Here is a 22,738-nt window from a genome sequence, read left to right as displayed (position 1 = left end):
ACGAGAGCGGAGCTCACATGCAGCACGACGCGGTCCTGGCCGAGACGATCGGCATCCGGGGCCACGGTGACGACGAGATCGAGGCCTACACCGCGCGGCCGATGGACGGCACGCCCCGCGGCGGCATGATCGTCATCCACCACATGCCCGGCTACGACCCCGCGACCAAGGAGATCACGCGGCGGTTCGCGACCATGGGCTACCACGCGATCTGCCCGAACCTCTACACACGCGAGGCCCCGGGCGCCGCGCCCGACGACGCCGCCGCCACCGCGCGCGCCCAGGGCGGGGTGCCCGACGAGCGCTTCGTCGGCGACGCCGCCGGCGCCGCGCGCTGGCTGCGCTCGCTGCCCACGAGCAACGGGAGGGTCGGCGCGATCGGGTTCTGCTCCGGCGGGCGCCAGGCCGTCCTCGCGGGCATCGAGATCGATCTCCAGGCCGCGGTCGACTGCTACGGCGCCTTCGTCGTCGGCGCGCCGCCCGAGGGGTTCCCGTTGCAGGTCAGCCCGTTCGGTCACCGCATCCCCGAGCTGCGCGCCCCGCTGCTCGGCCTCTTCGGAAACGAGGACGCGCACCCCTCCCCCGACCAGGTCGACGAGCTCGAGAAGCTGCTCCGGGAGGCGGGCAAGACCTACGAGTTCCACCGCTACGACGACGCCGGGCACGCGTTCTTCTCTGTCGACCGGCCCAGCTACCGGGTCGCTGCCGCCGTCGACGGCTGGGAGCGCATCCGCGCCTTCCTCGCACGACACCTGGGGGCGTGAGCCGCATGTGCACCTACAGCACCGAGAAGCTCGCGCTGGCGAAGTCCAGCGGCAAGGGGCCCGACGGCTGGTTTCCGCTCGAGACCGCCACCGTCTACTACGACCACCCCGTCCACGCGCCCGACGAGCACACCGTGAACATCGACTTCCTCAACCCCGGCCGGGGCCCGGGCGCCCGGGTCGCGGTGGAGCTGAGCCTGGACTCGGCGAAGGAGCTGCTCGCCGCCCTCGCGGTCACGGTGGAGCGCGCGGCCGACCACTAGGACCTCCCGCTCCTCCTCGAGCGCCTTGCGCTGACGACAGTCGCGATATATCGTTGACGTGTCGCGATCGAACTACGAAGGAGGAGCGACATGACTACCCACGAGACGCCCGGCGAGCGCCGGGACGAGGGAGAACGCGGGCACGGCCCGCACGGACACCGGAGCCGTGGTGGACAGGGCCCCCACGGCCGCGAGCGGCGTCGCCACGGCGGGTTCGCCCGCGCGGCGATGTTCGGTGGAGACGCGGGCGATCCCCGCGAGCGGTTCCGCCGCGGGAAGCGGGCGGCCCCTTCGGCCGGCCGGGCTTCGGCGGCCCCGGGGGCTTCGGAGGCCCCGGTGGCGGACCGGGTGGTGGCTTCGGCGGTCCGGGCGGCTTCGGCGGCCCGCGCGGCGGCGGCCGTGGACGACGGGCGCGCGGTGACGTGCGCACGGCGGTCCTCGCGCTGCTCGCCGAGGAGTCGATGCACGGCTACCAGATCATCCAGGAGATCGCCGAGCGTTCCGGCGGGGCCTGGCGCCCCAGCCCGGGCTCGGTGTACCCGACGGTGTCGCAGCTGGCCGACGAAGGCCTGGTGCGCACCGAGAAGGCCGAGGGCCGGTCGGTGATCCACCTGACCGACGCCGGCCGCACCTACGTCGACGAGCACCGCGAGGAGCTCGACGCCGTGTGGAACACCGCCGCGGCCGAGGACGGCTTCGGCGCGTTGCGCGAGTCGGTCGGCCTCGTCATGGGCGCCGTCTCGCAGGTCGCCCAGGTCGGGCGTGAGGAGCAGGTGACCGAGGCGGTCCGCCTGCTCGACGACACCCGTCGCCGGCTCTACCTGCTCCTCGCCGGCGAGCCGGCGGGCGAGCCGACCACCACGGGCGGCGACGCCGACCCGAGCGGGAGCGAGACGGGCACGGCCGGGTGACCGTCACGTGGCGGCAACACGGGGTTGACCTCGCGTCACACCGCGCCCCTAGGCTTCCGGTCCCGCTGACGACGAGACCGAGGAGGTCGGAGGACCGGCCGTGTTGCTCCGCCGCCCGCCGTCCGGACCCCCCTCGCCCGGCCCCGTCCTGCGGGACGTGCCGGGCGAGCGGTGGGCCCTGCAGTACCGGACCGTGCACGGGTACCGCCGTGCGTTCCGGATGGCCGGCTCCGGTCCGGTACTGCTGCTCATCCACGGGATCGGCGACGACTCGTCGACGTGGGGTCCCCTGCTCGACGACCTCGCGCGCGACCACACCGTCCTCGCGCCCGACCTGCTCGGGCACGGCGGCTCGGACAAGCCGCGCGGTGACTACTCGGTCGCCGCGTACGCGAACGGGATGCGCGACCTGCTCGGCGTCCTCGACGTCGACCGCGCCACCCTCGTCGGACACTCGCTCGGCGGGGGCGTGGCGATGCAGTTCGCCTACCAGTACCCCGAGCGCACCGCACGGATCGTGCTCATCGGCGCCGGCGGGGTCTCCCAGTCCGTGAGCCCGGCCCTGCGCGCGGCCTCGCTGCCGGGCGCGCAGCTCGTGCTCGGGATGCTGGGGCTGCCCGGCATGCGCACGCAGACCGAGGCGGTGATGTGGGCGCTCATCCGCCTCGACCACCCGCTGGGCCGCGACGCCGAGGACCTCCTCCGGCTCGTCGACGCCCTCCCCGACGCCACCAGCCGCAACGCGTTCCTGCGCACCCTGCGGGCCGTCGTCGACTGGCGCGGCCAGGTGGTCACCATGCTCGACCGCTGCTACCTCACCGCGGGGATGCCGACGCTCCTGCTGTGGGGTTCCGACGACATGATCGTCCCGGTCGAGCACGCACAGCTCGCCCACGACGCCATGCCCGGCAGCGAGCTGCAGGTGTTCGAGGGCGCCGGGCACTTCCCGTTCCACACCCATCCCGGCGAGGTCCTGCGCGCGCTGCGCACCTTCCTCGCCGGCACCGCCCCCGCGCACTGGAGCGCCGCCGAGTGGCGCGAGCTCCTGCGCCACGGGCGGGAGGACTAGGTGTCGTGCCACGTGCGGTGAGCGGCCGGCCTCCGGTCGTCGCGCTCACGGAGTCGTCCGTGGAGATGCTTCGGTTCCCGGACCATCCGCTGCGGGCCGGCCGCCTCCCCGTCCTCCGTGGGCGAACACCCGATCACCCACGAGCGTCGGGGTCCGGCGATGGGTGAGGATGGTCGGGTGAGCTCCCCCGCGACCACCGCCGGCCCGGACGACCCCTACCTCTGGCTCGAGGAGGTCACCGGCGACGAGGCCCTGACCTGGGTGAAGGAGCGCAACGCCGAGTCGCTGGACGTCCTCACCGGGGGCGAGCGCTTCACCGAGCTCCGCGACGGTCTGCGCGCGGTGCTCGACGCCGACGACCGCATCCCCTACGTGCGACGCCGGGGCGCGCTGCTCTACAACTTCTGGCAGGACGCCGAGCACACCCGCGGGCTCTGGCGACGCACCACGCTCGAGAGCTACCGCACCGGTGACCCCGACTGGGAGCTGCTGCTCGACCTCGACGCCCTCGCGGCGGAGGAGGACGAGAACTGGGTCTGGGCGGGCGCCGCCGTCCGCTACCCCGACTACGACCGCGCCCTCGTCCAGCTCTCCCGCGGCGGCGCGGACGCGACGGTGGTGCGCGAGTTCGACCTCGCCTCGAGGACCTGGGTCACCGACGGGTTCACGCTGCCGGAGGCGAAGAGCCGGGTGGGCTGGATCGACGCCGACACCGTCTTCGTCGGCACCGATCTCGGGCCCGGCTCGCAGACGACGTCGGGCTACCCGCGGGTGATGCGCCGCTGGCGACGCGGTCAGCCCGTCGCCGAGGCCGAGGTCGTGTTCACCGCCGACGAGACCGACGTGTCGGCGTTCGCCTCGCACGACCACACCCCGGGCTTCGAGCGTGACTTCGTCGGGCGCAGCCCGGACTTCCACACGACCGAGGAGTACCTCCTGCGCCCGGACGGGACGCAGGTGCTCCTCGACGTGCCGCCGGACTCCGACACCGACGTGGAGCGCCGCTGGCTGCTGGTGCGCACGCGCTCGCCCTGGACCGTGGAGGGCGTCGAGCACGCCGCCGGCTCACTGCTGTGCTTCGACTTCGAGACCTACCTGGCCGGCGACCGGTCGGCGCGGGTGCTCTTCGCGCCCACCCCCAGCCGCTCGCTGAGCTACCACGCCTGGACGAAGAACCACCTCGTCCTCGCCGTCCTCTCCGACGTCGTCACGCGCCTCGAGGTGCTCACCCCCGACCAGGACTGGGCGCGCCGCGAGCTGCCCGCCGGGCCCGACCTCGGCTCCGTCGACCTCATCGGCGTCGACCCCGACCAGAGCGACGAGTACTTCCTCGACACCGACGGCTACACGCAGCCCTCGACGTTCCTGCGCGGCGAGCTCGGCCCCGACACCGACCCGGAGCCCGAGGTCCTGCGCACGGCGCCCGCGCGCTTCGACGCGAGCGGCCTCGAGGTCCGGCAGTTCTTCGCGACCTCCGACGACGGCACCCGGGTGCCCTACTTCGTGGTCGGCCGGGTCGCCGACACCCCGGGCCCCGCGCTCATGACCGGCTACGGCGGCTTCGAGATCGCCCTGACCCCGGGCTACAGCGGGATCATCGGACGGGGCTGGCTCGCCCGGGGCGGCACCTACGTCGTCGCGAACATCCGCGGCGGCGGGGAGTACGGGCCGACGTGGCACACCTCGGCGCTCGGCGAGCACCGCCACCGCGCGTACGAGGACTTCGCGGCGGTCGCCCGCGACCTCGTCGAGCGCGGGATCACGACGGCGTCGCAGCTGGCGATCCACGGCGGCAGCAACGGCGGCCTGCTCATGGGCGTGATGCTCACCCGCTACCCGGAGCTGTTCGGGGCCATCGTGGTGATGGTGCCGCTGTTCGACATGCGCCGGTTCCACCTGCTCCTGGCCGGGGCGTCGTGGATGGCCGAGTACGGCGACCCCGACAAGCCCGAGGAATGGGCGTGGATCGCGCAGTACTCGCCGTACCAGAACCTGCGCGCCGACGAGGCCTACCCGCCGGTGCTCGTGACGACCTCGACCCGCGACGACCGCGTCCACCCCGCCCACGCCCGCAAGGCCGTGGCCCGGATGCGCGAGCAGGGCCACGACGTCGAGTACTACGAGAACATCGAGGGGGGCCACGGCGGCGCGGCCGACAACGCCCAGCGCGCGTTCCAGTGGGCGCTCGTCTTCGAGTTCTGCTGGCGGCAGGTGGGCTGAGGCCGCCTATCACCAGAGGTCGCGCGTGTACCAGTGGGCGGCGTAGGGGTTGGCGTTGTAGGGCTCGGTCTCGACGAAGCCCTCGCGGGCGTAGAGCGCGCGGGCCTCGAGGAGGTCGTCGGCGGTGTCGAGCACCAGGCGGCGCAGCCCGGCCTCGCGGGCGAGCTCGGTGAGGTGGTGCAGCAGGCGCGTGGCCAGGCCCTGGCCCCGCACCTCGGGGTCGACCCACATGCGCTTGATCTCGCCCGCGCCCGGCGGGACGTCGGCCCCCTCGAACCGCAGGCCCGCGCACCCGACCACCCGCTCGCCCTGCTTCGCGACGACGAGGACGCCGGCCGGCGGGACGAGGGCGAGCGGGTCGTCGGCGAGGAACTGCTGCGACCACGACGGCTCGGGCGCCTTCTCCGGCCAGCGGCGCGCGAGCTCGCCGGCGTAGGCGCGCAGGGCGGTCAGCCCGTCGGGCGAGTCGGGGCGCACGGCGGTCAGGACGATCTCCACGTCCCCATGCTTCCGCACGTGCATGAGCCGGGTCGTCCCGGCGACCCGGATCACTCACGTGGCGTCAGCCCTCCCAGTCGACCAGCTGCACGATCACCCGGTTGGGGTCGCGCACCTGGAACGCGCGCTCGCCCCACGGCTCGACGGTGAGCGGCATGGTGATCGCCACGCCCTCGGACTCCAGCCGGGCGAGCTCACCCTCGAGGTCGTCGACGACGAACGCGAGGATCAGCCCCGCGGCGTGCTCGTCACGCTGATCGGAGGGCAGGGACTCCAGCCCGGTGCGCAGGAAGACGACGGACATGCCGGCGTCCTCACGGGCCAGCGACACGAAGCCGTCGGCGGCCATGGCCTGCTCGAAACCGAAGTGCTCGACGAGGAAGGTCCCCGAGGCCTCGGGATCGGCGACGTTGAGGGAGACGGCGGACGCACTGATCTTCATGGACCCTCTTTCTCCGTACGCTGTACACCGTACGTTGTACACGAAAAAATGAGAGGGTGTCGCCGATGAGCGCCGACCCCGCCCGCACGCTCGCGCTCCTGTGGCGCACCCAGCCCACGGCGACCCGCGGTCCCCGGCGCGGCCTGGACCTCGACGCGGTCGTGCGCGCCGCCACGGCGCTCGCCGACGCCGGCGGCGCGGACGGGCTGGCGCGCCTGACGGTCCGCGCGCTGGCCACCGCACTCGGCGTCGCCCCGATGACCCTCTACACCTATGTCCCCGGGCGCGACGAGCTCGCCGACCTCGTCGTCGACGCCGCTTACGCCGCCATGCCGCGCGAGGACACCGCGGGCCGCCCCTGGCGCGAGCGCCTCACGGCGGTGGCCGAGGAGAACCGAGCCCTCTACCGCGCGCACCCGTGGGTGGCGCGCGTCGACCCGCGGCGTCCCGTGCTGGGCCCCGGCGAGACTGCGAAGTACGAGCACGAGCTGGCGGCCTTCGACGACCTGGAGGACCTCGACGACGTCGACCGCGACGCCGCCCTGACCTTCCTGCTCGACGTCACCCGCGCCGCGGCGCTGCCCGACGACGGAACGGCCGACGACGCCGCCTGGTGGGCCGCGCGGGCCCCGGTGCTCGCCGAGGTGCTCGACCCCGAGCGCTACCCCCGCGCCACCCGGGTCGGCACCGCCGCCGGTGCCGCGCAGGGCTCGGCCCGCGACCCCGACCGCGCGTGGCGCTTCGGGCTCGCGCGGGCGCTCGACGGGCTGGCCGCCGTGATCGAGTGACCGGGCTCAGGGGGTGAGCACGTGCCGGTCCCGGCCGGCGCCGATACCCATGAGGATGGTCGGCACCACGAGCACCGCCATCACCACGAGCGGGACCGTCCAGCCGTCGGTGAGGTCGTGGAGTGCGCCCAGACCGAAGGGACCGACGGCCGCGAGCGTGTAGCCGATGCCCTGGGCCATGGCGGAGAGCTCGGCGGTGTGCGCGGTGTCCGGGGAGCGCAGGGTGATCAGGAGCAGCCCCAGGGCGATGTTCGAGCCCTGCGCGACCCCGAGCAGCACCATCCAGAGCGCGGGGAGCGTGCCCGGCGCGAGGATCAGCCCCGCGTAGCCGGCGACGTAGAACAGGCAGGTGACGGTGACGAGCGCGCTCTGGCTGGGGCGGCGCATCGCCAGCGACGGCATCGTCGCCGAGAACACGAGGCCCACGATCCCGGCCAGCGAGAGCAGCAGCCCGGCCTCGGCGGGGCTGCGCCCGGCGTCGGTGTAGATCGTGGGGATCCACGCCGACGTCGCGTAGAACTGCAGCGACTGCAGGCCCATGAACAGCGTGACCTGCCAGGCCAGCGGGTCGCGCAGCAGCCCGCGTCGCATCGCCGCGGCCTCCCCCACCGGGCTCGACGGCACCGTGCGACGGCGCGCGCGGGGGACCCAGACCGCCAGCGTCACGAGCGCGAGCAGCCCCCAGAGGCCGAGCGTGAGCCGCCAGTCGAGGCCGGTGACCCGCTGCAGGGGGACGGTGACGGCCGCGGCCAGGGCGCCGCCGCCGGTCAGCACCATCGAGTACGCGCCGGTCATCGCGCCGGTGCGGTGCGGGAAGTCGCGCTTGACCAGCGTCGGCAGCGACACGTTGCCCACCGCGATGGCCGTCCCGACGAGCACGCTCCCGACGAGGATGACCGCCAGCGCGTCCACCAGGCGCAGCGCGATGCCGGCGGTGAGCACGAGCAGCGCCGCCACCATCAGGCGCTCGAGTCCCCAGCGACGCGCGAGGCGCGGCGCAATCGGCGCGAGCAGCCCGAAGCAGAGCACCGGGAGGCTGGTCAGCAGACCGGCGACGCCGCTCGAGACGCCGAGGTCGTCGCGCGCCTGGTCCACCAGCGGCGCGACCCCGACGACGGGGGGACGGAGGTTGGCCGCGAGCAGGAGGACGGCGAACGCCGCGAAGGCGCCGCCGCGCCGCGCCGTCGTCGCGGTGGCGACCGGTGCGCTCACGACCAGCGCCGGGCGACCTCGTCGGCCCACGCCCGGCCCTGCGCCCGTCCGGCCCGCGCCGAGGCCGGCATGGTCGACGGGTCGAGGACGTTGGTGCCGAACGCCGCCAGGGACGTCTCGTCGGCGAGGATCGCGAGCGCGTCGGTGTCCGGGTGGCTCTCCTGCCGGCGCTCGATCTCCTGGGTCACCGAGGGGAACGGCCCGCCCGCCGGCGGGTCGAGCGGGGCGACGACGAGCACGCGGTCGGCCGCGCCCTGGTTCTCGAAGCCGTCGTCGTCGGCACGGGCCACGTGCACGACCGACGCGACGCCCCCGTCGATGTAGCGGCGCTTCGCCGCCGTCATCGGCGGCCACACGCCGGGTACGGCGCAGCTCGCCGCGACGGCGTCGACCAGGTCGACACGCGCGTCCCGGGTGAACACCGCCAGCTCCCCGGTCTCCGCGTCGACCGCGGAGATCCGCAGGTCCGTCTTCGGCCACTCCTTCACCGGCAGGCGGGCGTCGATGATGGCGCGCCGCTCGGACTCGGGCGGGGTGTCCGCCGCGAGCGCCCAGGCGCCGAGGCGCGCCCGCATCACCCCCGCGTCGCGGGCGCCGTCCATCGCGGCCGCAAGCTGGGCGCCGAGGGCCTCCATGTCCAGCGTCGCGGGCGGGCCGGGGTTGTCGGACGCCGCGCCGTTGAGGTGCTCCTCGTGCACGGCGGCGAGGTCCACGCCCGTGGTCAGGAGGGTGCCGACGACGGAGCCGGCGGAGGTGCCGACGACGCGGTCGGCCAGCGACAGGTCGACGCCGCCCTCGGCGAGGCCGACGAGGACGCCCACCTCCCAGGCGATGCCGGCGAGTCCCCCTCCCCCGAGGACGAGGGCGCGGATGGGGCCGGGGTGAGCATCGTCGGTCACGGCGACACCCTCCACCGCTCGGCGCCGACGCGCACGGGCGGGTTCCGGAGATCACGCCGGCGGCAGGCGCACCTCGAGGTCGTAGAGCCGGGTCGTCTGCTCGGCATCCTGGTTGTCGTCGCTGACCAGGAGCACCCGCAGGGCCCCGTCCGGCGTGCGCCCGAGCACCGTCATCCCCTCGACGTTGTCGAGCAGGGGGTTCGCCTGCGCCTGCTGGGTCGTGGCCCCGAGGTCCGGGCAGGCGCCGAGGTCGGCGAGCGGCGTCCGGGCGAGCGTGCCGTCACCGCGTGGATCGGCCAGGGCGAGGTGCACGGTGTTGCCGACACCCGGGGTGAAGGCCCGTTCGACGACGAGCAGCCGGCCGTCGCCGGTGGCCGCGAGCTCCGCGACGTCGAGGCCGGGGTCCGGTCGGTAGGAGTACGCGGGGCCGGGCGCCCCGCCCGTCCAGGTCGGGAACCGGCGTACGCCCGGGTCGTCGCCGGCGAGCGGGCCCTCCATCGCGGCGACCACCCGGTCGGGGGCGAGGACGGCGACGCCTTCGAGGGCCTCGTTGCGCGCGGCCCGGGCGGCGAGGTCCGGGGAACGTCGAGGCGGCCGACCAGCCGGCCGTCGGTGTCGAACCGGAGGACCGCCGGCGGCGCCTCCGACGCGACGAGGCGCGTGCCGTCGGCGTCGACGGCGAGGGCCTCGGCGTCGAGGGCCTCGCCCGCCCCGTCCGCCAGCGGGGTGGCGGCGCGCGGCTCCCGGGAGCGCGGATCGAGCGTGAACAGCACCGAGCGGTCGCTCAGGGCGAGCAGCGAGCCGTCCGGGTCGACCGCCAGCCCGGAGAGCCCGGTGAGCGGGTAGGTCCGCCGGGCGCCGTAGGTCGCGCCGTCGAGGGCGTCGGAGAAGCCGGTGATCGCGACGGCGGGCGAGCAGGGTTGCGGGGCGACCTGGACGTCCGGAGCTCCGGCGCAGGCCGTCGCGGTGGCCAGAGCGACGAGCAGGGCCGCCACCACCTTGAGCATGCGGACCACGTTCCCGCACTCGAGTGCGTGGCGATACGGACACTGGATGTCTGCGGCGCCACGCCGCTGACATCTCTCAGCCGTCCCGCCGCGACTCCGCCTCCGCGACGCGCTCGATCACCGTCAGGACGCTGTCGGGGTTGAGCGACATGGAGTCGATGCCCTGCTCGACGAGGAACTCGGCGAGGTCGGGGTGGTCGCTCGGGCCCTGGCCGCAGATGCCGACGTAGCGGTCCTTGGCGTGGGCGGCCTCGATCAGCATCGTGATCATCTTTTTGACCGCGGGGCTGCGCTCGTCGAACAGGTGCGTGAGCCGGTCGTCGTCGCGGCCGATCCCGAGCGTGAGCTGGGTGAGGTCGTTCGAGCCGATGGAGAAGCCGTCGAAGCGGTCGGCGAACTCGTCGGCCTGGAGGATGTTCGACGGGATCTCCGCCATCACGTAGACCTGCAGGCCGTCTCGGCCCCGCTCGAGCCCGAACTCCGCCATGGTCTCCAGGACGCGGTCGGCCTCCTCCGGCGTGCGGCAGAACGGGACCATGACGATGACGTTGGAGAAGCCCATGGACGTGCGCACGCGGTCCAGGGCGCGGCACTCCAGCGCGAACGCCTCCTTGTAGTCGTCGCTGTAGTAGCGCGACGCCCCGCGCCACCCGAGCATCGGGTTCTCCTCCTCGGGCTCGAACTGCGTGCCGCCGAGGAGCCCTGCGTACTCGTTGGTCTTGAAGTCCGAGAGGCGCACGACCACCGGCTCGGGGTACTGCGACGCGGCGATCGTCGCGATCCCGCGGGCGAGGTGGTCGACGAAGTACTCGGCCTTGTCCGGCCAGCCCGCGGTCAGCTCCTCGATCTGCTGCCGCGCGTCGTCGTCCTCCACGTCGTCGAGGTGCAGCAGCGCCAGCGGGTGCGCCTGGATGACGTTGTTGACCAGGTACTCCATGCGCGCGAGCCCGATGCCGTGCGCCGGCAGTCGCCACCACTGCATCGCCGCGGCGGGGCTGCCGATGTTCATCATCACGCGCGTGCTCGTGCCGGGCACCGACTCGAGGTCCAGCTCGCGCTCGGAGAACGCGAGGGTCCCGTCGTAGACGTGCCCCTCGTCGCCCTCGACGCACGACAGCGTGACCTCGCGGCCCGCGGCGAGCCGCTCGGTGGCGTCCTGGGTGCCGACGATGGCGGGCACCCCGAGCTCGCGGCTGACGATGGCGGCGTGCGAGGTGCGGCCGCCGCGGTCGGTGACGATGCCGGCGGCGCGCTTCATGATCGGCACCCAGTCCGGGTCGGTCATCTCGGTGACCAGCACCTTGCCGTCCTCGAACGAGTCCACGTCGTCGGCCGAGGCGATCACCTGGACCTCGCCCGCGGCGATCGCCTGGCCGATCGCGAGCCCGGAGACGAGCACCTCTCCGGTCTCGTCGAGGTGGAACGTCGAGAGCGTCCCGGCGCCGGCGCGCGACTGCACGGTCTCGGGGCGGGCCTGGACGACGTACAGCTCGCCGGTGCGCCCGTCCTTGGCCCACTCGACGTCCATGGGGCGCTCGTAGTGCTGCTCGATGGTCACGCCCCAGCGGGCCAGCGTGAGCACCTCGTCGTCGTCGAGGACGAGCGCGCGGCGCTCCTCGTCGTCGGTGTCGACGTTGGTGGTCGGCTCGTCTCCCGAGTCGGTGTAGACGAGCTTGCGCTCCTTCGCCCCGACGGTGCGGGCGAGGATCGGCGTCAGCTCCTCGCGGTCGAGGAACGGCTTGTAGACGGTCCACTGGTCCGGGGTGACCTCGCCGCCGACGACGTTCTCGCCGAGGCCCCAGGCGCCGTTGATGATCGCGGTGTCGGGGAAGCCGGTGTCGGAGTCGATCGTGAACATGACGCCGGCGGACCCGAGGTCGGAGCGCACCATCTTCTGCACGCCGATCGAGAGCGCGACGTCGGTGTGCTCGAACCCCTGCTCGACGCGGTAGCTGATGGCGCGGTCGGTGAACAGCGACGCGTAGCAGTCCTTGCAGGCCGCGAGCAGCGCGTCCGCCCCGGTGATGTTGAGGTACGTGTCCTGCTGGCCGGCGAAGCTGGCGTCGGGCAGGTCCTCGGCGGTGGCGCTCGAGCGCACGGCCACGTCGACGTCGTCGGTCTCGTGGCGCTTGCCCAGCTCGGCGTAGGCCGACCGGATCGCGTCGGCGGTCGCCTCGGGGAACTCGGCGGTGTCGAAGAGCCCGCGGATCGCCGCCCCGGCGTCCGCGAGCTCGCGCTTCCCGTCCGAGAGCTCGCCGAGGACGGTCGCGATCTGCTCGTCGAGGCCGTTGGCCGCCAGGAACGAGCGGTACGCCGACGCCGTGGTCGCGAAGCCACCGGGCACGCGGATGCCCACCTCGGCGAGGTTGCCGATCAGCTCACCGAGCGAGGCGTTCTTGCCCCCGACCTCCTCGACGTCGCCGGATCCCACCGTCTCCAGCCACCGGACCTCGTCCGCCACCGTGTCCTCCTCCGTCGCGGCCGGGTGCGCCACCGTTCCCGTAACGGCAGCGCACGACCGATCGTCGGGGGTAGTCCCCCGTCGGGGCACCCCGAGAAACAACGGAGCGATTCAGGACGGCGCGCGGACCAGCCGGGCGACGAGCCGTTCGATCTCCGCGTCCGGGTCCGCGGTCAGCCCCGTGTGCACCGGCCCCGGTTGCAGGACGGTGCTGCGCGGGGCGATGAGCCAGCGGAAGCGCTCCCCCGCCGACAGCACGCCGGCCGGGCCCTCCCCGCGCACGGCGCCCTCCCAGGCGGCGATCGCGTCGCGCACCGCCTCCAGGTCGGCCGACGGGGCGAGGGCGTGCAGACGGTCGGCGTCGAGGTGCGTCCGGACGGCGAGGTGCTCGCGGTGCCGGCAGTAGAGCAGCACGCCGACGTTGACCAGCTCGCCGCGCTCGATGTCGGGCACCACGCGCAGCAGCGCGTACTCGAAGGTGTCGCGCTCGCTCATCGCGGCACCCACGCTTCGCGCGCCGCGAGCCGGGCGAGCAGGTGCTCGACGTAGTCCTCGGGCGCCACGTCGTCCAGCCACTCCTCGGGGATGAGAGCGGCCGCGTCGGTGAGCATCGCCTCGTCGACGCGCTCGGCCAGCTCGGCGTCGGCCTCGGCGCGGGCCGTCGCGGCGGGGGCGAGGACGTGGTCTCCCAGGTCGTAGGGGCGCGCGACGACCGACGCGGCCCGCGCCCAGGAGTGGTGGAAGTACAGGCAGGCGCCGTGGTCGATCAGCCACATCTCGCGGTGCCAGCGCAGGAGGTTCGGGTTGCGCCAGGAGCGGTCGACGTTCTCGACGAACGCGTCGAACCACAGCACCCGCGACGCCTCGAGCGCGTCGACGCGGTGCGCGACGGGGTCGAACCCGAGGGCACCGGGGAGGAAGTCCATGCCGAGGTTGGGCCCGCCGCTGCGGGCGAGCAGCTCCTGGACCTCCCAGTCGGGCTCCGCGCGGGCGATGACGGGGTCGACGTCGAGGACGACGAGCTCGGGCACCCGCAGCCCGAGGCGCCGGGCGATCTCGCCGGCCACGACCTCGGCGACGAGCGCCTTCGGGCCCTGCCCCGCCCCGGTGAACTTCGCGACGTAGGTGCCGAGGTCGTCGGCCTCCACCAGCCCCGGCAGCGACCCGCCCTCGCGCAGCGGGGTCACGTACCGGGTGGCGGTGACCCGGCGCAGGTCGCACACCCGCTCATCCTCTCTGGGCTCCGCCATCAGGAGCCACCCCGATCCGGCGCAGGAGGAACAGGCAGGCCACGGCGATGTCGTTCCAGGCCGTCTCGTCCGCGGCGCGCTCCCAGTCGATCTTCTCCCGCAGGGCGCGGGCGGTCGGCAGCACCTTGGACAGGTCCGAGGCGTGCTCGTTGAGCGCGGCGAGCTTGCCGACGAGCAGGTCGGTCGCGTCGACCACCGGCATCGACACCGAGAGGACCTCCTGCTCCACGGCCCGCCCGAGCATGGCGTCGCCGACCGGCACCCCGGCGATGCGGAAGAGGACGTCGACGAGGGCGCCGTCGCTGACGACCTTGAACAGCCAGTCCTCCGGCGGCCGGCGCACCTCGAGACCGGCCTCGGCGAGCGCCGCCATCGCGTCCCCCGCGTCGGCCTCCGCGACGACGAAGTCCACGTCGTTCGACGGCTCGGGCCCGCCGAGCGCCCACGCGGCGTACCCGCCGGCGAGCGCGAACCGCAGCCCGCCCGCGCGCAGCGAGACGGCGACGCGTTTGAGGGCCTCGCGGCGCGCCACACCGTCCGGATCGGTCACTCCGGCCCCCTACCCGAGGTGATGTTGGTCGAACCAGGGAACCTGGGACCCGTGCGACTGGGGAGCTGGAACGTGCTGCACGGCGCCGCGACCGCCGAGGGGCCGGTCGACCTCGACCGCTTCGCCTCCGCGGTCGCCGGCCTCGACGTCGACGTGCTGGGCCTGCAGGAGGTCGATCGTGCCCAGCCACGCTCCGGCGGCGCGGACCTCACGACGGTCGCGGCGGAGGCCATGGGGGCGGTCGAGCACCGCTTCGCGCCGACGCTGCACGGCGTCCCGGGCGCGTGGGGGCCGGACGGCACGGCCGACTCCCCCGCCTACGGGATCGCCCTGCTCTCGCGCCTGCCGGTGGTCGACTGGCGGGTGGTGCCCCTGCCGCGGCTCGCCCACCGCGTTCCCCTGGTGGTCGGGCACCCGCGCCGCGTCGTCGTCGTCCGCGACGAGCCACGCGTCGCCGTCGCCGCCCGCGTCGTCGGGCCGCACGGGCCGGTGACGGTGGTGACGACGCACCTGACGTTCATCCCGGGCTGGAACCTCGTGCAGCTGCGCCACCTCGTGCGCGCGCTGCGCGACGAGGAGCCGCTGGTGGTCACCGGCGACCTCAACCTCGGCGTCCGGCGGGCCCGCCTCGGCAGCGGGCTCCAGGGCCTCGTCCGCGGGGAGACGTTCCCCGCCGACCTCCCCCGCCGCCAGATCGACCACCTGCTCGGCCGGGGCGTCGTCGCCTCCGCGCCGCGCGTCCACCACCCGCCGCTCTCCGACCACCGCGCCCTCTCGGCGACCGTGGTGCCTGCGGGCTGAGGGCCCCGCCGCGAGGGGCGCCCGGCAGCCTTGCGGCCGGGCGCCCCTGGCGGGACCGGAGAGCGGGCTGGACTGGTGCGGACGGTCTAGCTGCAGCCGCTGGTGGAGCCGCAGCCCTCGCAGACGTAGCAGGAGCCGGCGGGCCGCATCTTCGTGCCGCAGGTGAGGCAGAGCGGCGCGTCGGCCGCCTTGCCCTGCTGCAGCTCGAGCAGCTCGGTGGAGCTGCCGACGGAGACGTCGGCCCGGCGGCGGTCCGGGGCCTCGGCCTTCTCCGTCGAGATGTCGAGCGACGTCCGCAGCGACTCGACGTCCACCGGGTCCGCCGCCGGGGCCGCGGGGGCGCCGGTGCCGTAGTCGGTGTTCGCAACCTGGGCCGAGCGCTCGTCCGCCGAGAAGATGCCCAGCTGGGCGCGCTTCTCGTAGGGCAGGTGGTCGAGCGCGACCCGGCGGAACAGGTAGTCGACGACGCTCGTGGCGATGCGGACGTCCGGGTCGTCGGTCATGCCCGCCGGCTCGAAGCGCATGTTGACGAACTTGGAGACGTAGGTCTCCAGCGGGACGCCGTACTGCAGCGCGATCGAGATGGCCATCGAGAACGCGTCCATGACGCCGGCCAGCGTCGAGCCCTGCTTGGACATCTTGACGAAGATCTCGCCGAGACCGTCGTCGGGGTAGCTGCCGGCGGTCATGTAGCCCTCGGCACCGGCGACGGTGAACGACACCGTCTGGCTCGGCCGCTTCTTGGGCAGCCGCCGGCGGACCGGGCGGTGGTCGGCGGCCGCGACCTCCTTGACCGCGGTCGACTCGGAGCTCTTGCTCCCGGACGTGCCGCTGGACAGCGGCTGGCCGACCTTGCAGTTGTCGCGGTAGATCGCGAGCGCCTTGAGCCCCAGCTTCCAGGACTCGAAGTAGATCTCCTCGATGTCCGCCACCGTCGCCTGCTCGGGCATGTTGACGGTCTTGGAGATCGCGCCGGAGATGAACGGCTGGACCGCGGCCATCATCCGCACATGGCCCATCGGGGCGATCGAGCGCGTGCCCATCGCGCAGTCGAACACCTCGTAGTGCTCGGGGCGCAGGCCCGGGGCGTCGATGACGTGGCCGTGCTCGGCGATGTACTCGACGATCGCCTCGCTCTGCTCGGGCTGGTAGCCCAGCAGGTCGAGCGCGCGCGGGATGGTCTGGTTGACGATCTGCATCGAGCCGCCGCCGACCAGCTTCTTGAACTTGACCAGCGAGAAGTCCGGCTCCACCCCGGTGGTGTCGCAGTCCATCATGAAGCCGATGGTGCCGGTGGGGGCGAGCACGCTGGCCTGGGCGTTGCGCCAGCCGTCGCGCGCCCCGACCTCGAGGCCCTGCTGCCACTCGCGGGTGGCCGCGTCGCGGAGGCGGGCGTCCTCACGGTGCACCGTGCGGATCGCGTCGTTGGCCGCGGCGTGCTTGCGCATGACCCGGCGGTGGGCGTCGGCGTTGCGGGCGTAGCCCTCGTAGGGGCCGACCGCGCCGGCGAGCTCGGCCGAGCGCCGGTAGGCCGCGCCGGTCATCAGCGAGGTGATCGACGCCGCGAGCGCGCGGCCGCCCTCGGAGTCGTAGGCCCGGCCGGTGGCCATCAGCAGCGCGCCGAGGTTGGCGTAGCCGATGCCCAGCTGGCGGAACGCGCGGGTGGTGTCGCCGATCGCCTCCGTCGGGAAGTCGGCGAAGCAGATCGAGATGTCCATCGCGGTGATGACCAGCTCGACCGAGCGCACGAAGTCGTCCACGCGGAACGTGTCGTCGTCGCCGAGGAACTTCATGAGGTTCAGCGACGCGAGGTTGCAGCTGGAGTTGTCCAGGTGCAGGTACTCCGAGCACGGGTTGGACGCGGTGATGCGGCCCGACTCCGGCGAGGTGTGCCAGTCGTTGATCGTGTCGTCGTACTGCAGGCCCGGGTCCGCGCACTCCCACGCGGCCTCGGCCATGCTGCGGAACAGCTGCTTGGCGTCGACGGTGTCGATCACCTCGTTGGTCATCCGCGCCCGCAGGCCGAACTCCGAGCCGGACTGCACCGCGCGCATGAACTCGTCGGAGACGCGCACCGAGTTGTTCGCGTTCTGGTACTGCACCGAGGCGATGTCGGACCCGCCGAGGTCCATGTCGAACCCGGCGTCGCGCAGCACGCGGATCTTGCGCTCCTCGTCGCGCTTGGTGGCGACGAACTCGGCGACGTCGGGGTGGTCGACGTCGAGGACGACCATCTTCGCCGCGCGGCGGGTGGCGCCGCCGGACTTGATGGTGCCCGCCGACGCGTCGGCACCCCGCATGAACGAGACCGGGCCCGACGCGGTGCCGCCCGAGGAGAGCAGCTCCTTCGACGACCGGATGCGCGAGAGGTTGAGGCCGGCGCCGGAGCCGCCCTTGAAGATCAGCCCCTCCTCGCGGTACCAGTTGAGGATCGACTCCATGGTGTCGTCGACCGAGAGGATGAAGCAGGCGCTGACCTGCTGCGGCGAGCTGGTGCCGACGTTGAACCACACCGGCGAGTTGAAGCTGAAGTACTGGTGCAGCAGCATCCAGGTGAGCTCGTGGGAGAACACCTCGGCGTCGGCGGGGGTGGCGAAGTACCCGTGCCGGGTGCCCGCCTCGGTGTAGGTGCCCACCACGCGGTCGATGAGCTGGCGCAGGCTCGACTCGCGCCCCTCGGTGCCCAGCGCGCCGCGGAAGTACTTGCTGGTGACGATGTTGACCGCGTTGAGCGACCAGGACTGCGGGAACTCGACGCCGCGCTGCTCGAAGTTGACCGAGCCGTCGCGCCAGTTCGTCATCACCACGTCACGGCGTTCCCAGACCACGTCGTCGTAGGGATGGACCCCCGCGGTGGTGTGGACACGCTCGATCGTCAGGCCGCGCCGGGGCGCAGCTGTGCCCGACTCCTCGGACGTGGTGCCGACGGTCTCGGTCATCGATGTCATCCCTCTGTTCGTTCCCCGACGTTCCGGCGGCGCTTCCCCACGCTCCGACCCGTCCCTGTTCGTGCGACCGCTAGTCCCCGGCTCGTGCGCCGGCCCCTGCTCCCGCCCCGTCCTCCGTCGTCACCGGTGCTCCCCCGGGGGTCTCCACGGCCTCGTCGGCAGTGTCTCCCCGACCCCCGACACCGCCGGCCCGCGTGGCGCGCAGGTCCGCGATCTCGGCCTCGAAGTCGGCCGCCGACGAGAAGTTCCGGTAGACGCTGGCGAACCGCAAGTAGGCGACCTCGTCGAGCTCGCGCAACGGGCCCAGGATCGCCATGCCGACCTCCTGGCTGGGCACCTCGGCGGTGCCCGACGCGCGGACCGACTCCTCGACCCGGTGCGCCAGCTGCGCGAGGGCGTCGGTGTCGACCGGGCGCCCCTGGCAGGCGCGGGCCACGCCGCGCACGACCTTGTCCCGACTGAAGGGCTCGGTGACCCCGCTGCGCTTGACCACCGCGAGCACCGGCTCCTCGACCGTGGTGAAGCGCTTGCCGCACGACGAGCACGACCGGCGGCGCCGGATCACCTGGCCCTCGTCCGCCTCCCGCGAGTCGACGACGCGGGAGTCGGTGTTCCGGCAGAACGGACACCGCATGCCGACACCCCCTCCCTCGTCGCGCGCGGCCACCGGCCGAGTTGTCCCCAACCCCCGTGCCGGGACCCGGCCCCCGGCCCGTCCCTGGGGACGGAACTGGGGATCACCGGGCCCGATCCGTGGATCGACGGCCCTCACCCGTGGATCGACCACCGTCGTGCGGTGGATGACCCTGTGGAGCGTCTGACCACCGTGTGCACAAGCTGTGGACTAACTACACCAATGTAACCACTAGATGTTGGGGTGGGACGGTAGCGACGCGCGGATGTGCCACGCAACTCCCCGGACCGCCCACGCGGCCCCGGGCGCCGAGCGGACGTCGGGTTCGGACGGGCGGGCGGAGGCGGGACGGCCGGTGCCCGAGTGGGTGATGACGGGGCGCGGCGCCCCCGGACATGGTCGGGTCGGCGTGCGATCAGGACGCGCTGACGGCCGTCGGAGACACCGACGACGACCGCGAGGACGGCCTGATCACGCGGACACCCGGGCCCACCGGAGGGCGACGGGGCACGTCGCCGCAGGTCGCCGGGCGCACGGAGGCCCGGCGGCGACCGGCCTCACCCCGCGGCCGCGGCGGCCGGCACGACGAGGGGCGCCCGGGCGTGAGGGCGGAACCGTCGAGCTCGTTGAGCTCGCGGATCCGGCCGGCGACCGCATCCGCGTCGGACCCGGGCGCGACGCGGCCGGCGACGTCGGACAGCGACTCGCCGGCACCGACGACCGTGACCGTGGTGCCGGACGGGGCGGAGCAGCGGCCCCGGCGAGCGGCACCACGAACCCGACGAGCACGCCGAGCAGCACCCCCAGCACGACACCGAGGACCGCGACGGCGACGATCCGCCGGCGCCGCAGCACCGCCGGGGCGACCGGCGCCTCGACCGCACGCGCGGCGCGGGCGGGCGTGGCCCCGCCACCGGCGACCCGCGGGCGGGCGGGCGGCAGCACCGCCGGACCGCGCCGACCGGCCGGGCGCACCGCGCCCCGGGCGTCCTCGGGGCGCGCCGGGCGCGTCCCCGCGGGCTGCGGGCGCGCCGCGGACCGCCCGACGGGCCCGCCGAGCCCTGCGGACCCCGTCCCCTGACCCGACCCCTCGACGTCGCAACGGCCCCGCGCACCGGTGGTCCCCACGGACATGTCGACCTCCTCGCCTCGCACACGCGTTCGATCGAACGCCTGTGCGATGTCTAGCATCGACCCCCGACAACGTCGACGGATCGCCCGGCGTGTCGTTCGAACACGTGTTTGATCCCGTCGGTCCTCGGCGCTAACTTCGCAGCGCAACCCCGCCACGCGGGCGCGGCGTCCGTTCGACGCCGGACACGACATCGGAAAGGACACGGTCATGGCACGTACGCCCCAGGGCCCCCGCGGGCCCGAGGAGTCGGGGGCCACGGCCGACGCCGTCGTCGCCGCGCGGGTGCACCCGTTCCCCGAGCCCGCCGACGCCGACGCGTCGCCCGGCCTGACGCCGCGGCAGCGCAAGGTCCTCGAGGTCATCCGCGACCACGTCGAGCGTCAGGGCTACCCGCCGAGCGTGCGCGAGATCGGCGACGCGGTCGGGCTGACGTCCACCTCCTCGGTCGCGCACCAGATGCGCACGCTGGAGAAGAAGGGCTACCTGCGCCGCGACCCCAACCGTCCGCGCGCGCTCGACGTGCGCCTGCCGGAGGAGCTCGAGGGCGCCGACACGGCCGACCACACCGAGGAGATCCGCGCGGACCGGCCCGCCCCGACGTTCGTGCCCGTCGTCGGCCGCATCGCCGCCGGTGGGCCGATCCTCGCCGAGCAGGCCGTCGAGGACGTCTTCCCCCTGCCGCGCGAGCTCGTCGGCGAGGGGTCGCTGTTCCTCCTGCGCGTCGCCGGCGACTCGATGGTCGACGCCGCGATCACCGACGGCGACTGGGTGGTCGTCCGCCAGCAGCCCGTCGCCGACAACGGCGAGATCGTGGCCGCGATGATCGACGGCGAGGCCACGGTCAAGACCTTCAAGCGCAAGGACGGCCGGGTCTGGCTGATGCCCCACAACGTGAACTTCGAGCCGATCCCGGGCGAGGACGCCACGGTGCTCGGCAAGGTCGTGGCGGTCCTGCGCCGCCTCTGAGCCGCCCCTGACCGCCGATCAGCCCGCCGCTCCCTCCTGCCAGGGCGCGGGGCGGCGGACCACGACGGCGAGCACGAGGACGATCAGCAGGAGGATCACCGGGGCCGGCAGGAGCGCCCACGCGAGCCCGGTGTGCAGGACGAGGACGGCGCCGATCAGCGCGCCGCCGAACATCATCGCGACCGAGAGCACCCGCCGGGTGACCACGGGCCGCCCCGAGCTGCGCACGTCCGCCGCGATCCCGGTGAGGGTCATGGTGAGCACCGTCGTCGTGAGGTCGGGGACAGCGAGGCGGCGGACGGCGGAGTTCTGCAGGCCGAGGGCGATGGCGGCGAGCGCGGCGACCGCCGAGGCGAGCCCGCTGGACGGTGTCCCGCTCACGCCGACGAGCAGGACGACCGAGACGAGCAGGAGCACCGTCTCGATGAGCGCCGCGTCGCGCAGCAGATGGCCCCGCCGGTGTGCCCGGGACGTCGCGAGTGCACCGCCGGCCAGCGCCCCGACCAGGAACCCGCCCAGTGCGGCGAGCGACGCCGCCAGGGCGAAGCCGGGCGCCCCGGCCACCGCGAAGCCGAGGAAGACGATGTTGCCGGTCATGTTGGCGACGAAGACGCGGCCGAGACCGAGCACGCTCACGGCGTCGACGAGCCCGGTGGCCGCCGTCATGGCGAGCAGCAGGGCGGGGAGTGGTCCGTGGGCCGGTCCGGAGACGAGGGATCCGGCGCGCGATGCGGGCATGGCCGCCATCCTCGCCGGACACCCGCCGCCACGAGCACCGCAGCGACGAGGAGCACCACCACGCACACGCCGAGCCCCCAGAACCGCTCGGCCGAGCCGCCGCGCGACGCCGCCAGGCCGCTGAGGACGACCACCGGCACGAGCAGCGCCGGCAGCGCCCCGCGGACGGCGGCGAGGACGGCAGGCTCGAGGACGAACCGGCTCGGTTCCGGGGATCGCGACGACATGGCCCCGAGCGTCGTCCCACAGTCGGCCCCGCACCATGCGCGATCGCGAAGGCCTGCCTACGTCGGAGGCAGAGGCTGCTGCGCCGCACGGCGCAGGTGCTCGGCGAGCTCGTCGACGCCCGGGCCCGGGCGGGCACCGCGCTGCAGCACGAGCGTCCGCCGGGCGAAGGGTTCCGCGAGCTCACACACCGCGAGCGCCCGCGCGGGGTCGACGACGTGGCGCGGGACGACGGCGAGCCCGACCCGGCCTCGGCCAGGTCGACGACCGTCCCGAGGTCGACGGCGCGGCCGCGGTAGCGGGCCGCCGGGGCGTGCTCGCCGAGGTTCGCCTCGAACGTGCGCGCCAGGGGCGCGTCCGGTTCGAGCCCGACGAGCGGGTGCTCGGCCACCTCCCGGAAGGTCATCGCCTCGCGGCCGGCCGGCACGCCACCGGCCGGGCCCACGACCACCAGCGAATCGTCGGCGAGCCGGTCCTCCGCCCGGGGCGGGGCGTGGCGCGCGTCGGCGATGACCACCCCCAGGTCGGCCTCCCCGTCGGCGAGCGTGCGGACCGAGTCGGCGCTGCGGCGCTCGCGGGTCACGACGTCGACGTCGGGGTACGCGACGAGGAAGGTGACCAGCGCCCGGGGCACCAGGCGTCGCATCGGGGAGCTGCCGGCCAGCAGAACGAGGGGCGTCCCGGCCGGCCGCCGGTACCCGGCGACCGCCCCTCGAGCCGGACCAGGTCGTCGAGGACCTCACCGGCGTGGCGGGCGAGGGCGGTGCCGGCCGGCGTGGGCCGCACCCCGCGGCGTCCGCGCTCGAGCAGGGCGACGCCGGCATGGTGCTCCAGCGCCCGGATCCGTGCGCTGGCCGACGGGAGGCTGAGGTGCAGTCGCTCGCCGCCGGCGGTGATCGACCCCTCGGCGACCACGGCCCGGAACAGCCGCAGGTCGAGGAGGTCGTACCGCACCCA

22 protein-coding genes and 2 pseudogenes are annotated in these 22,738 nt (G+C 74.1%); 9 read left to right on the top strand and 15 right to left on the bottom strand.

The window, feature by feature from the left end; genetic code table 11:
* The first annotated feature begins 17 nt into the window (after positions 1 to 17).
* From ACQPYN_RS11810 to ACQPYN_RS11790, 5 genes are all read left to right on the top strand, one after another.
* Positions 18 to 764 (top strand): dienelactone hydrolase family protein, encoded by a 747-nt coding sequence (locus tag ACQPYN_RS11810; RefSeq protein ID WP_433036997.1) that lies wholly within the window; start codon positions 18 to 20, stop codon positions 762 to 764.
* 5 nt (positions 765 to 769) lie between these two features.
* Positions 770 to 1,027 (top strand): DUF6295 family protein, encoded by a 258-nt coding sequence (locus tag ACQPYN_RS11805; RefSeq protein WP_433036995.1) that lies wholly within the window; start codon positions 770 to 772, stop codon positions 1,025 to 1,027.
* Between the two features lie 422 nt (positions 1,028 to 1,449).
* Positions 1,450 to 1,938 carry a PadR family transcriptional regulator gene (locus ACQPYN_RS11800; RefSeq protein WP_433036993.1) on the top strand — a complete coding sequence of 163 codons (489 nt, stop codon included), beginning with the start codon at positions 1,450 to 1,452 and terminating at the stop codon, positions 1,936 to 1,938.
* 220 nt (positions 1,939 to 2,158) lie between these two features.
* A complete protein-coding gene (locus tag ACQPYN_RS11795) occupies positions 2,159 to 3,007 on the top strand; it encodes an alpha/beta fold hydrolase (protein ID WP_433038847.1) in 849 nt (282 codons plus the stop codon).
* A gap of 159 nt (positions 3,008 to 3,166) precedes the next feature.
* Positions 3,167 to 5,227 carry a prolyl oligopeptidase family serine peptidase gene (locus ACQPYN_RS11790; protein WP_433036991.1) on the top strand — a complete coding sequence of 687 codons (2,061 nt, stop codon included), beginning with the start codon at positions 3,167 to 3,169 and terminating at the stop codon, positions 5,225 to 5,227.
* Positions 5,228 to 5,236: 9 nt separating this feature from the next.
* On the opposite strand, the gene ACQPYN_RS11785 is transcribed toward ACQPYN_RS11790, so the two are convergent.
* A complete protein-coding gene (locus tag ACQPYN_RS11785) occupies positions 5,237 to 5,725 on the bottom strand; it encodes a GNAT family N-acetyltransferase (RefSeq protein WP_433036989.1) in 489 nt (162 codons plus the stop codon).
* A 64-nt stretch (positions 5,726 to 5,789) separates the two neighbouring features.
* A complete protein-coding gene (locus ACQPYN_RS11780; RefSeq protein ID WP_433036987.1) occupies positions 5,790 to 6,167 on the bottom strand; it encodes a VOC family protein in 378 nt (125 codons plus the stop codon).
* A 65-nt stretch (positions 6,168 to 6,232) separates the two neighbouring features.
* Between ACQPYN_RS11780 and ACQPYN_RS11775 the strand changes: the two genes are divergently transcribed.
* A complete protein-coding gene (locus ACQPYN_RS11775) occupies positions 6,233 to 6,955 on the top strand; it encodes a TetR/AcrR family transcriptional regulator (RefSeq protein WP_433036985.1) in 723 nt (240 codons plus the stop codon).
* A 6-nt stretch (positions 6,956 to 6,961) separates the two neighbouring features.
* Here the strand turns inward: ACQPYN_RS11775 and ACQPYN_RS11770 are convergent, their stop codons facing one another.
* The 7 genes and pseudogenes from ACQPYN_RS11770 to ACQPYN_RS11740 all read right to left on the bottom strand — a co-directional run bounded on the left by ACQPYN_RS11770 (position 6,962) and on the right by ACQPYN_RS11740 (position 14,334).
* Positions 6,962 to 8,167 carry a CynX/NimT family MFS transporter gene (locus ACQPYN_RS11770; RefSeq protein WP_433036983.1) on the bottom strand — a complete coding sequence of 402 codons (1,206 nt, stop codon included), beginning with the start codon at positions 8,165 to 8,167 and terminating at the stop codon, positions 6,962 to 6,964.
* The gene (locus ACQPYN_RS11765) at positions 8,164 to 9,066 is read right to left on the bottom strand and encodes a patatin-like phospholipase family protein (RefSeq protein ID WP_433036981.1); all 903 of its coding nucleotides are present in this window, start codon (positions 9,064 to 9,066) and stop codon (positions 8,164 to 8,166) included. The genes ACQPYN_RS11770 and ACQPYN_RS11765 overlap by 4 nt, the downstream gene beginning before the upstream one ends.
* Positions 9,067 to 9,117: 51 nt before the next feature.
* Positions 9,118 to 10,073, bottom strand: a pseudogene (locus ACQPYN_RS11760) (esterase-like activity of phytase family protein).
* A 76-nt stretch (positions 10,074 to 10,149) separates the two neighbouring features.
* Positions 10,150 to 12,534, bottom strand: coding sequence for a phosphoenolpyruvate synthase (gene ppsA / locus ACQPYN_RS11755; RefSeq protein ID WP_433036979.1), 2,385 nt, complete (start codon positions 12,532 to 12,534; stop codon positions 10,150 to 10,152).
* 111 nt (positions 12,535 to 12,645) lie between these two features.
* On the bottom strand, positions 12,646 to 13,029 hold the full coding sequence (locus tag ACQPYN_RS11750; RefSeq protein ID WP_433036977.1) for a DUF3037 domain-containing protein: 384 nt from the start codon (positions 13,027 to 13,029) through the stop codon (positions 12,646 to 12,648).
* Complete coding sequence (locus ACQPYN_RS11745) at positions 13,026 to 13,757, bottom strand: HipA family kinase (RefSeq protein WP_433036976.1); 732 nt, start codon at positions 13,755 to 13,757, stop codon at positions 13,026 to 13,028. The genes ACQPYN_RS11750 and ACQPYN_RS11745 overlap by 4 nt, the downstream gene beginning before the upstream one ends.
* Before the next feature lie 4 nt (positions 13,758 to 13,761).
* Complete coding sequence (locus ACQPYN_RS11740; protein ID WP_433036974.1) at positions 13,762 to 14,334, bottom strand: hypothetical protein; 573 nt, start codon at positions 14,332 to 14,334, stop codon at positions 13,762 to 13,764.
* 51 nt (positions 14,335 to 14,385) lie between these two features.
* Here ACQPYN_RS11740 and ACQPYN_RS11735 point away from each other — a divergent pair, with 51 nt between their 5' ends.
* A complete protein-coding gene (locus tag ACQPYN_RS11735; RefSeq protein WP_433036972.1) occupies positions 14,386 to 15,135 on the top strand; it encodes an endonuclease/exonuclease/phosphatase family protein in 750 nt (249 codons plus the stop codon).
* Between the two features lie 86 nt (positions 15,136 to 15,221).
* Here the strand turns inward: ACQPYN_RS11735 and ACQPYN_RS11730 are convergent, their stop codons facing one another.
* Both ACQPYN_RS11730 and nrdR read right to left on the bottom strand, forming a co-directional pair.
* Entirely contained in the window at positions 15,222 to 18,074 is a 2,853-nt protein-coding gene (locus ACQPYN_RS11730; protein WP_433036970.1) for a vitamin B12-dependent ribonucleotide reductase, read from the bottom strand.
* Positions 18,075 to 18,153: 79 nt separating this feature from the next.
* Positions 18,154 to 18,717, bottom strand: a complete 564-nt coding sequence (nrdR, locus tag ACQPYN_RS11725; protein ID WP_433036968.1) for a transcriptional regulator NrdR — start codon at positions 18,715 to 18,717, stop codon at positions 18,154 to 18,156.
* 1,342 nt (positions 18,718 to 20,059) lie between these two features.
* Between nrdR and lexA the strand changes: the two genes are divergently transcribed.
* Positions 20,060 to 20,818, top strand: coding sequence for a transcriptional repressor LexA (gene lexA, locus ACQPYN_RS11720; protein ID WP_328308958.1), 759 nt, complete (start codon positions 20,060 to 20,062; stop codon positions 20,816 to 20,818).
* A gap of 18 nt (positions 20,819 to 20,836) precedes the next feature.
* Here lexA and ACQPYN_RS11715 read toward each other — a convergent pair whose 3' ends face one another.
* Positions 20,837 to 21,556, bottom strand: coding sequence for a YoaK family protein (locus ACQPYN_RS11715; protein WP_433036966.1), 720 nt, complete (start codon positions 21,554 to 21,556; stop codon positions 20,837 to 20,839).
* Complete coding sequence (locus tag ACQPYN_RS11710) at positions 21,481 to 21,783, bottom strand: hypothetical protein (RefSeq protein ID WP_433036964.1); 303 nt, start codon at positions 21,781 to 21,783, stop codon at positions 21,481 to 21,483. Before ACQPYN_RS11710 ends, ACQPYN_RS11715 begins: the two co-directional genes overlap by 76 nt.
* 96 nt (positions 21,784 to 21,879) lie before the next feature.
* Here ACQPYN_RS11710 and ACQPYN_RS11705 point away from each other — a divergent pair, with 96 nt between their 5' ends.
* Complete coding sequence (locus tag ACQPYN_RS11705; protein WP_433036962.1) at positions 21,880 to 22,080, top strand: hypothetical protein; 201 nt, start codon at positions 21,880 to 21,882, stop codon at positions 22,078 to 22,080.
* Here ACQPYN_RS11705 and ACQPYN_RS11700 read toward each other — a convergent pair.
* Positions 22,080 to 22,427, bottom strand: a pseudogene (locus ACQPYN_RS11700) (LysR substrate-binding domain-containing protein); the annotation flags it as partial. The gene ACQPYN_RS11705 and the pseudogene ACQPYN_RS11700 overlap by 1 nt on opposite strands.
* The gene (locus ACQPYN_RS11695; RefSeq protein ID WP_433036960.1) at positions 22,361 to 22,735 is read right to left on the bottom strand and encodes a LysR family transcriptional regulator; all 375 of its coding nucleotides are present in this window, start codon (positions 22,733 to 22,735) and stop codon (positions 22,361 to 22,363) included. The pseudogene ACQPYN_RS11700 and the gene ACQPYN_RS11695, both read right to left, overlap by 67 nt.
* Between the last annotated feature and the right edge of the window lie 3 nt (positions 22,736 to 22,738).

It is taken from the genome of Actinomycetospora sp. CA-053990 (assembly GCF_050948445.1).
In the GTDB taxonomy this organism is placed as follows: Bacteria; Actinomycetota; Actinomycetes; order Mycobacteriales; family Pseudonocardiaceae; genus Actinomycetospora; species Actinomycetospora callitridis.
The sequence above is the reverse complement of the archived record's forward strand: the minus strand, read 5'-3'. Positions and strand labels throughout refer to the sequence as shown.

Coding starts and splice junctions, on each gene's coding strand:
- ACQPYN_RS11780 (WP_433036987.1), bottom strand. CDS start 6,167: ATGAAGATCAGTGCGTCCGCCGTCTCCCTCAACGTCGCCGATCCCGAG.
- ACQPYN_RS11775 (WP_433036985.1), top strand. CDS start 6,233: ATGAGCGCCGACCCCGCCCGCACGCTCGCGCTCCTGTGGCGCACCCAG.
- ACQPYN_RS11715 (WP_433036966.1), bottom strand. CDS start 21,556: ATGCCCGCATCGCGCGCCGGATCCCTCGTCTCCGGACCGGCCCACGGA.
- ACQPYN_RS11795 (WP_433038847.1), top strand. CDS start 2,159: ATGGCCGGCTCCGGTCCGGTACTGCTGCTCATCCACGGGATCGGCGAC.
- lexA (WP_328308958.1), top strand. CDS start 20,060: ATGGCACGTACGCCCCAGGGCCCCCGCGGGCCCGAGGAGTCGGGGGCC.
- ACQPYN_RS11710 (WP_433036964.1), bottom strand. CDS start 21,783: ATGTCGTCGCGATCCCCGGAACCGAGCCGGTTCGTCCTCGAGCCTGCC.
- ACQPYN_RS11790 (WP_433036991.1), top strand. CDS start 3,167: ATGGGTGAGGATGGTCGGGTGAGCTCCCCCGCGACCACCGCCGGCCCG.
- ACQPYN_RS11730 (WP_433036970.1), bottom strand. CDS start 18,074: ATGACCGAGACCGTCGGCACCACGTCCGAGGAGTCGGGCACAGCTGCG.
- ACQPYN_RS11750 (WP_433036977.1), bottom strand. CDS start 13,029: ATGAGCGAGCGCGACACCTTCGAGTACGCGCTGCTGCGCGTGGTGCCC.
- ACQPYN_RS11810 (WP_433036997.1), top strand. CDS start 18: ATGCAGCACGACGCGGTCCTGGCCGAGACGATCGGCATCCGGGGCCAC.
- ACQPYN_RS11805 (WP_433036995.1), top strand. CDS start 770: ATGTGCACCTACAGCACCGAGAAGCTCGCGCTGGCGAAGTCCAGCGGC.
- nrdR (WP_433036968.1), bottom strand. CDS start 18,717: ATGCGGTGTCCGTTCTGCCGGAACACCGACTCCCGCGTCGTCGACTCG.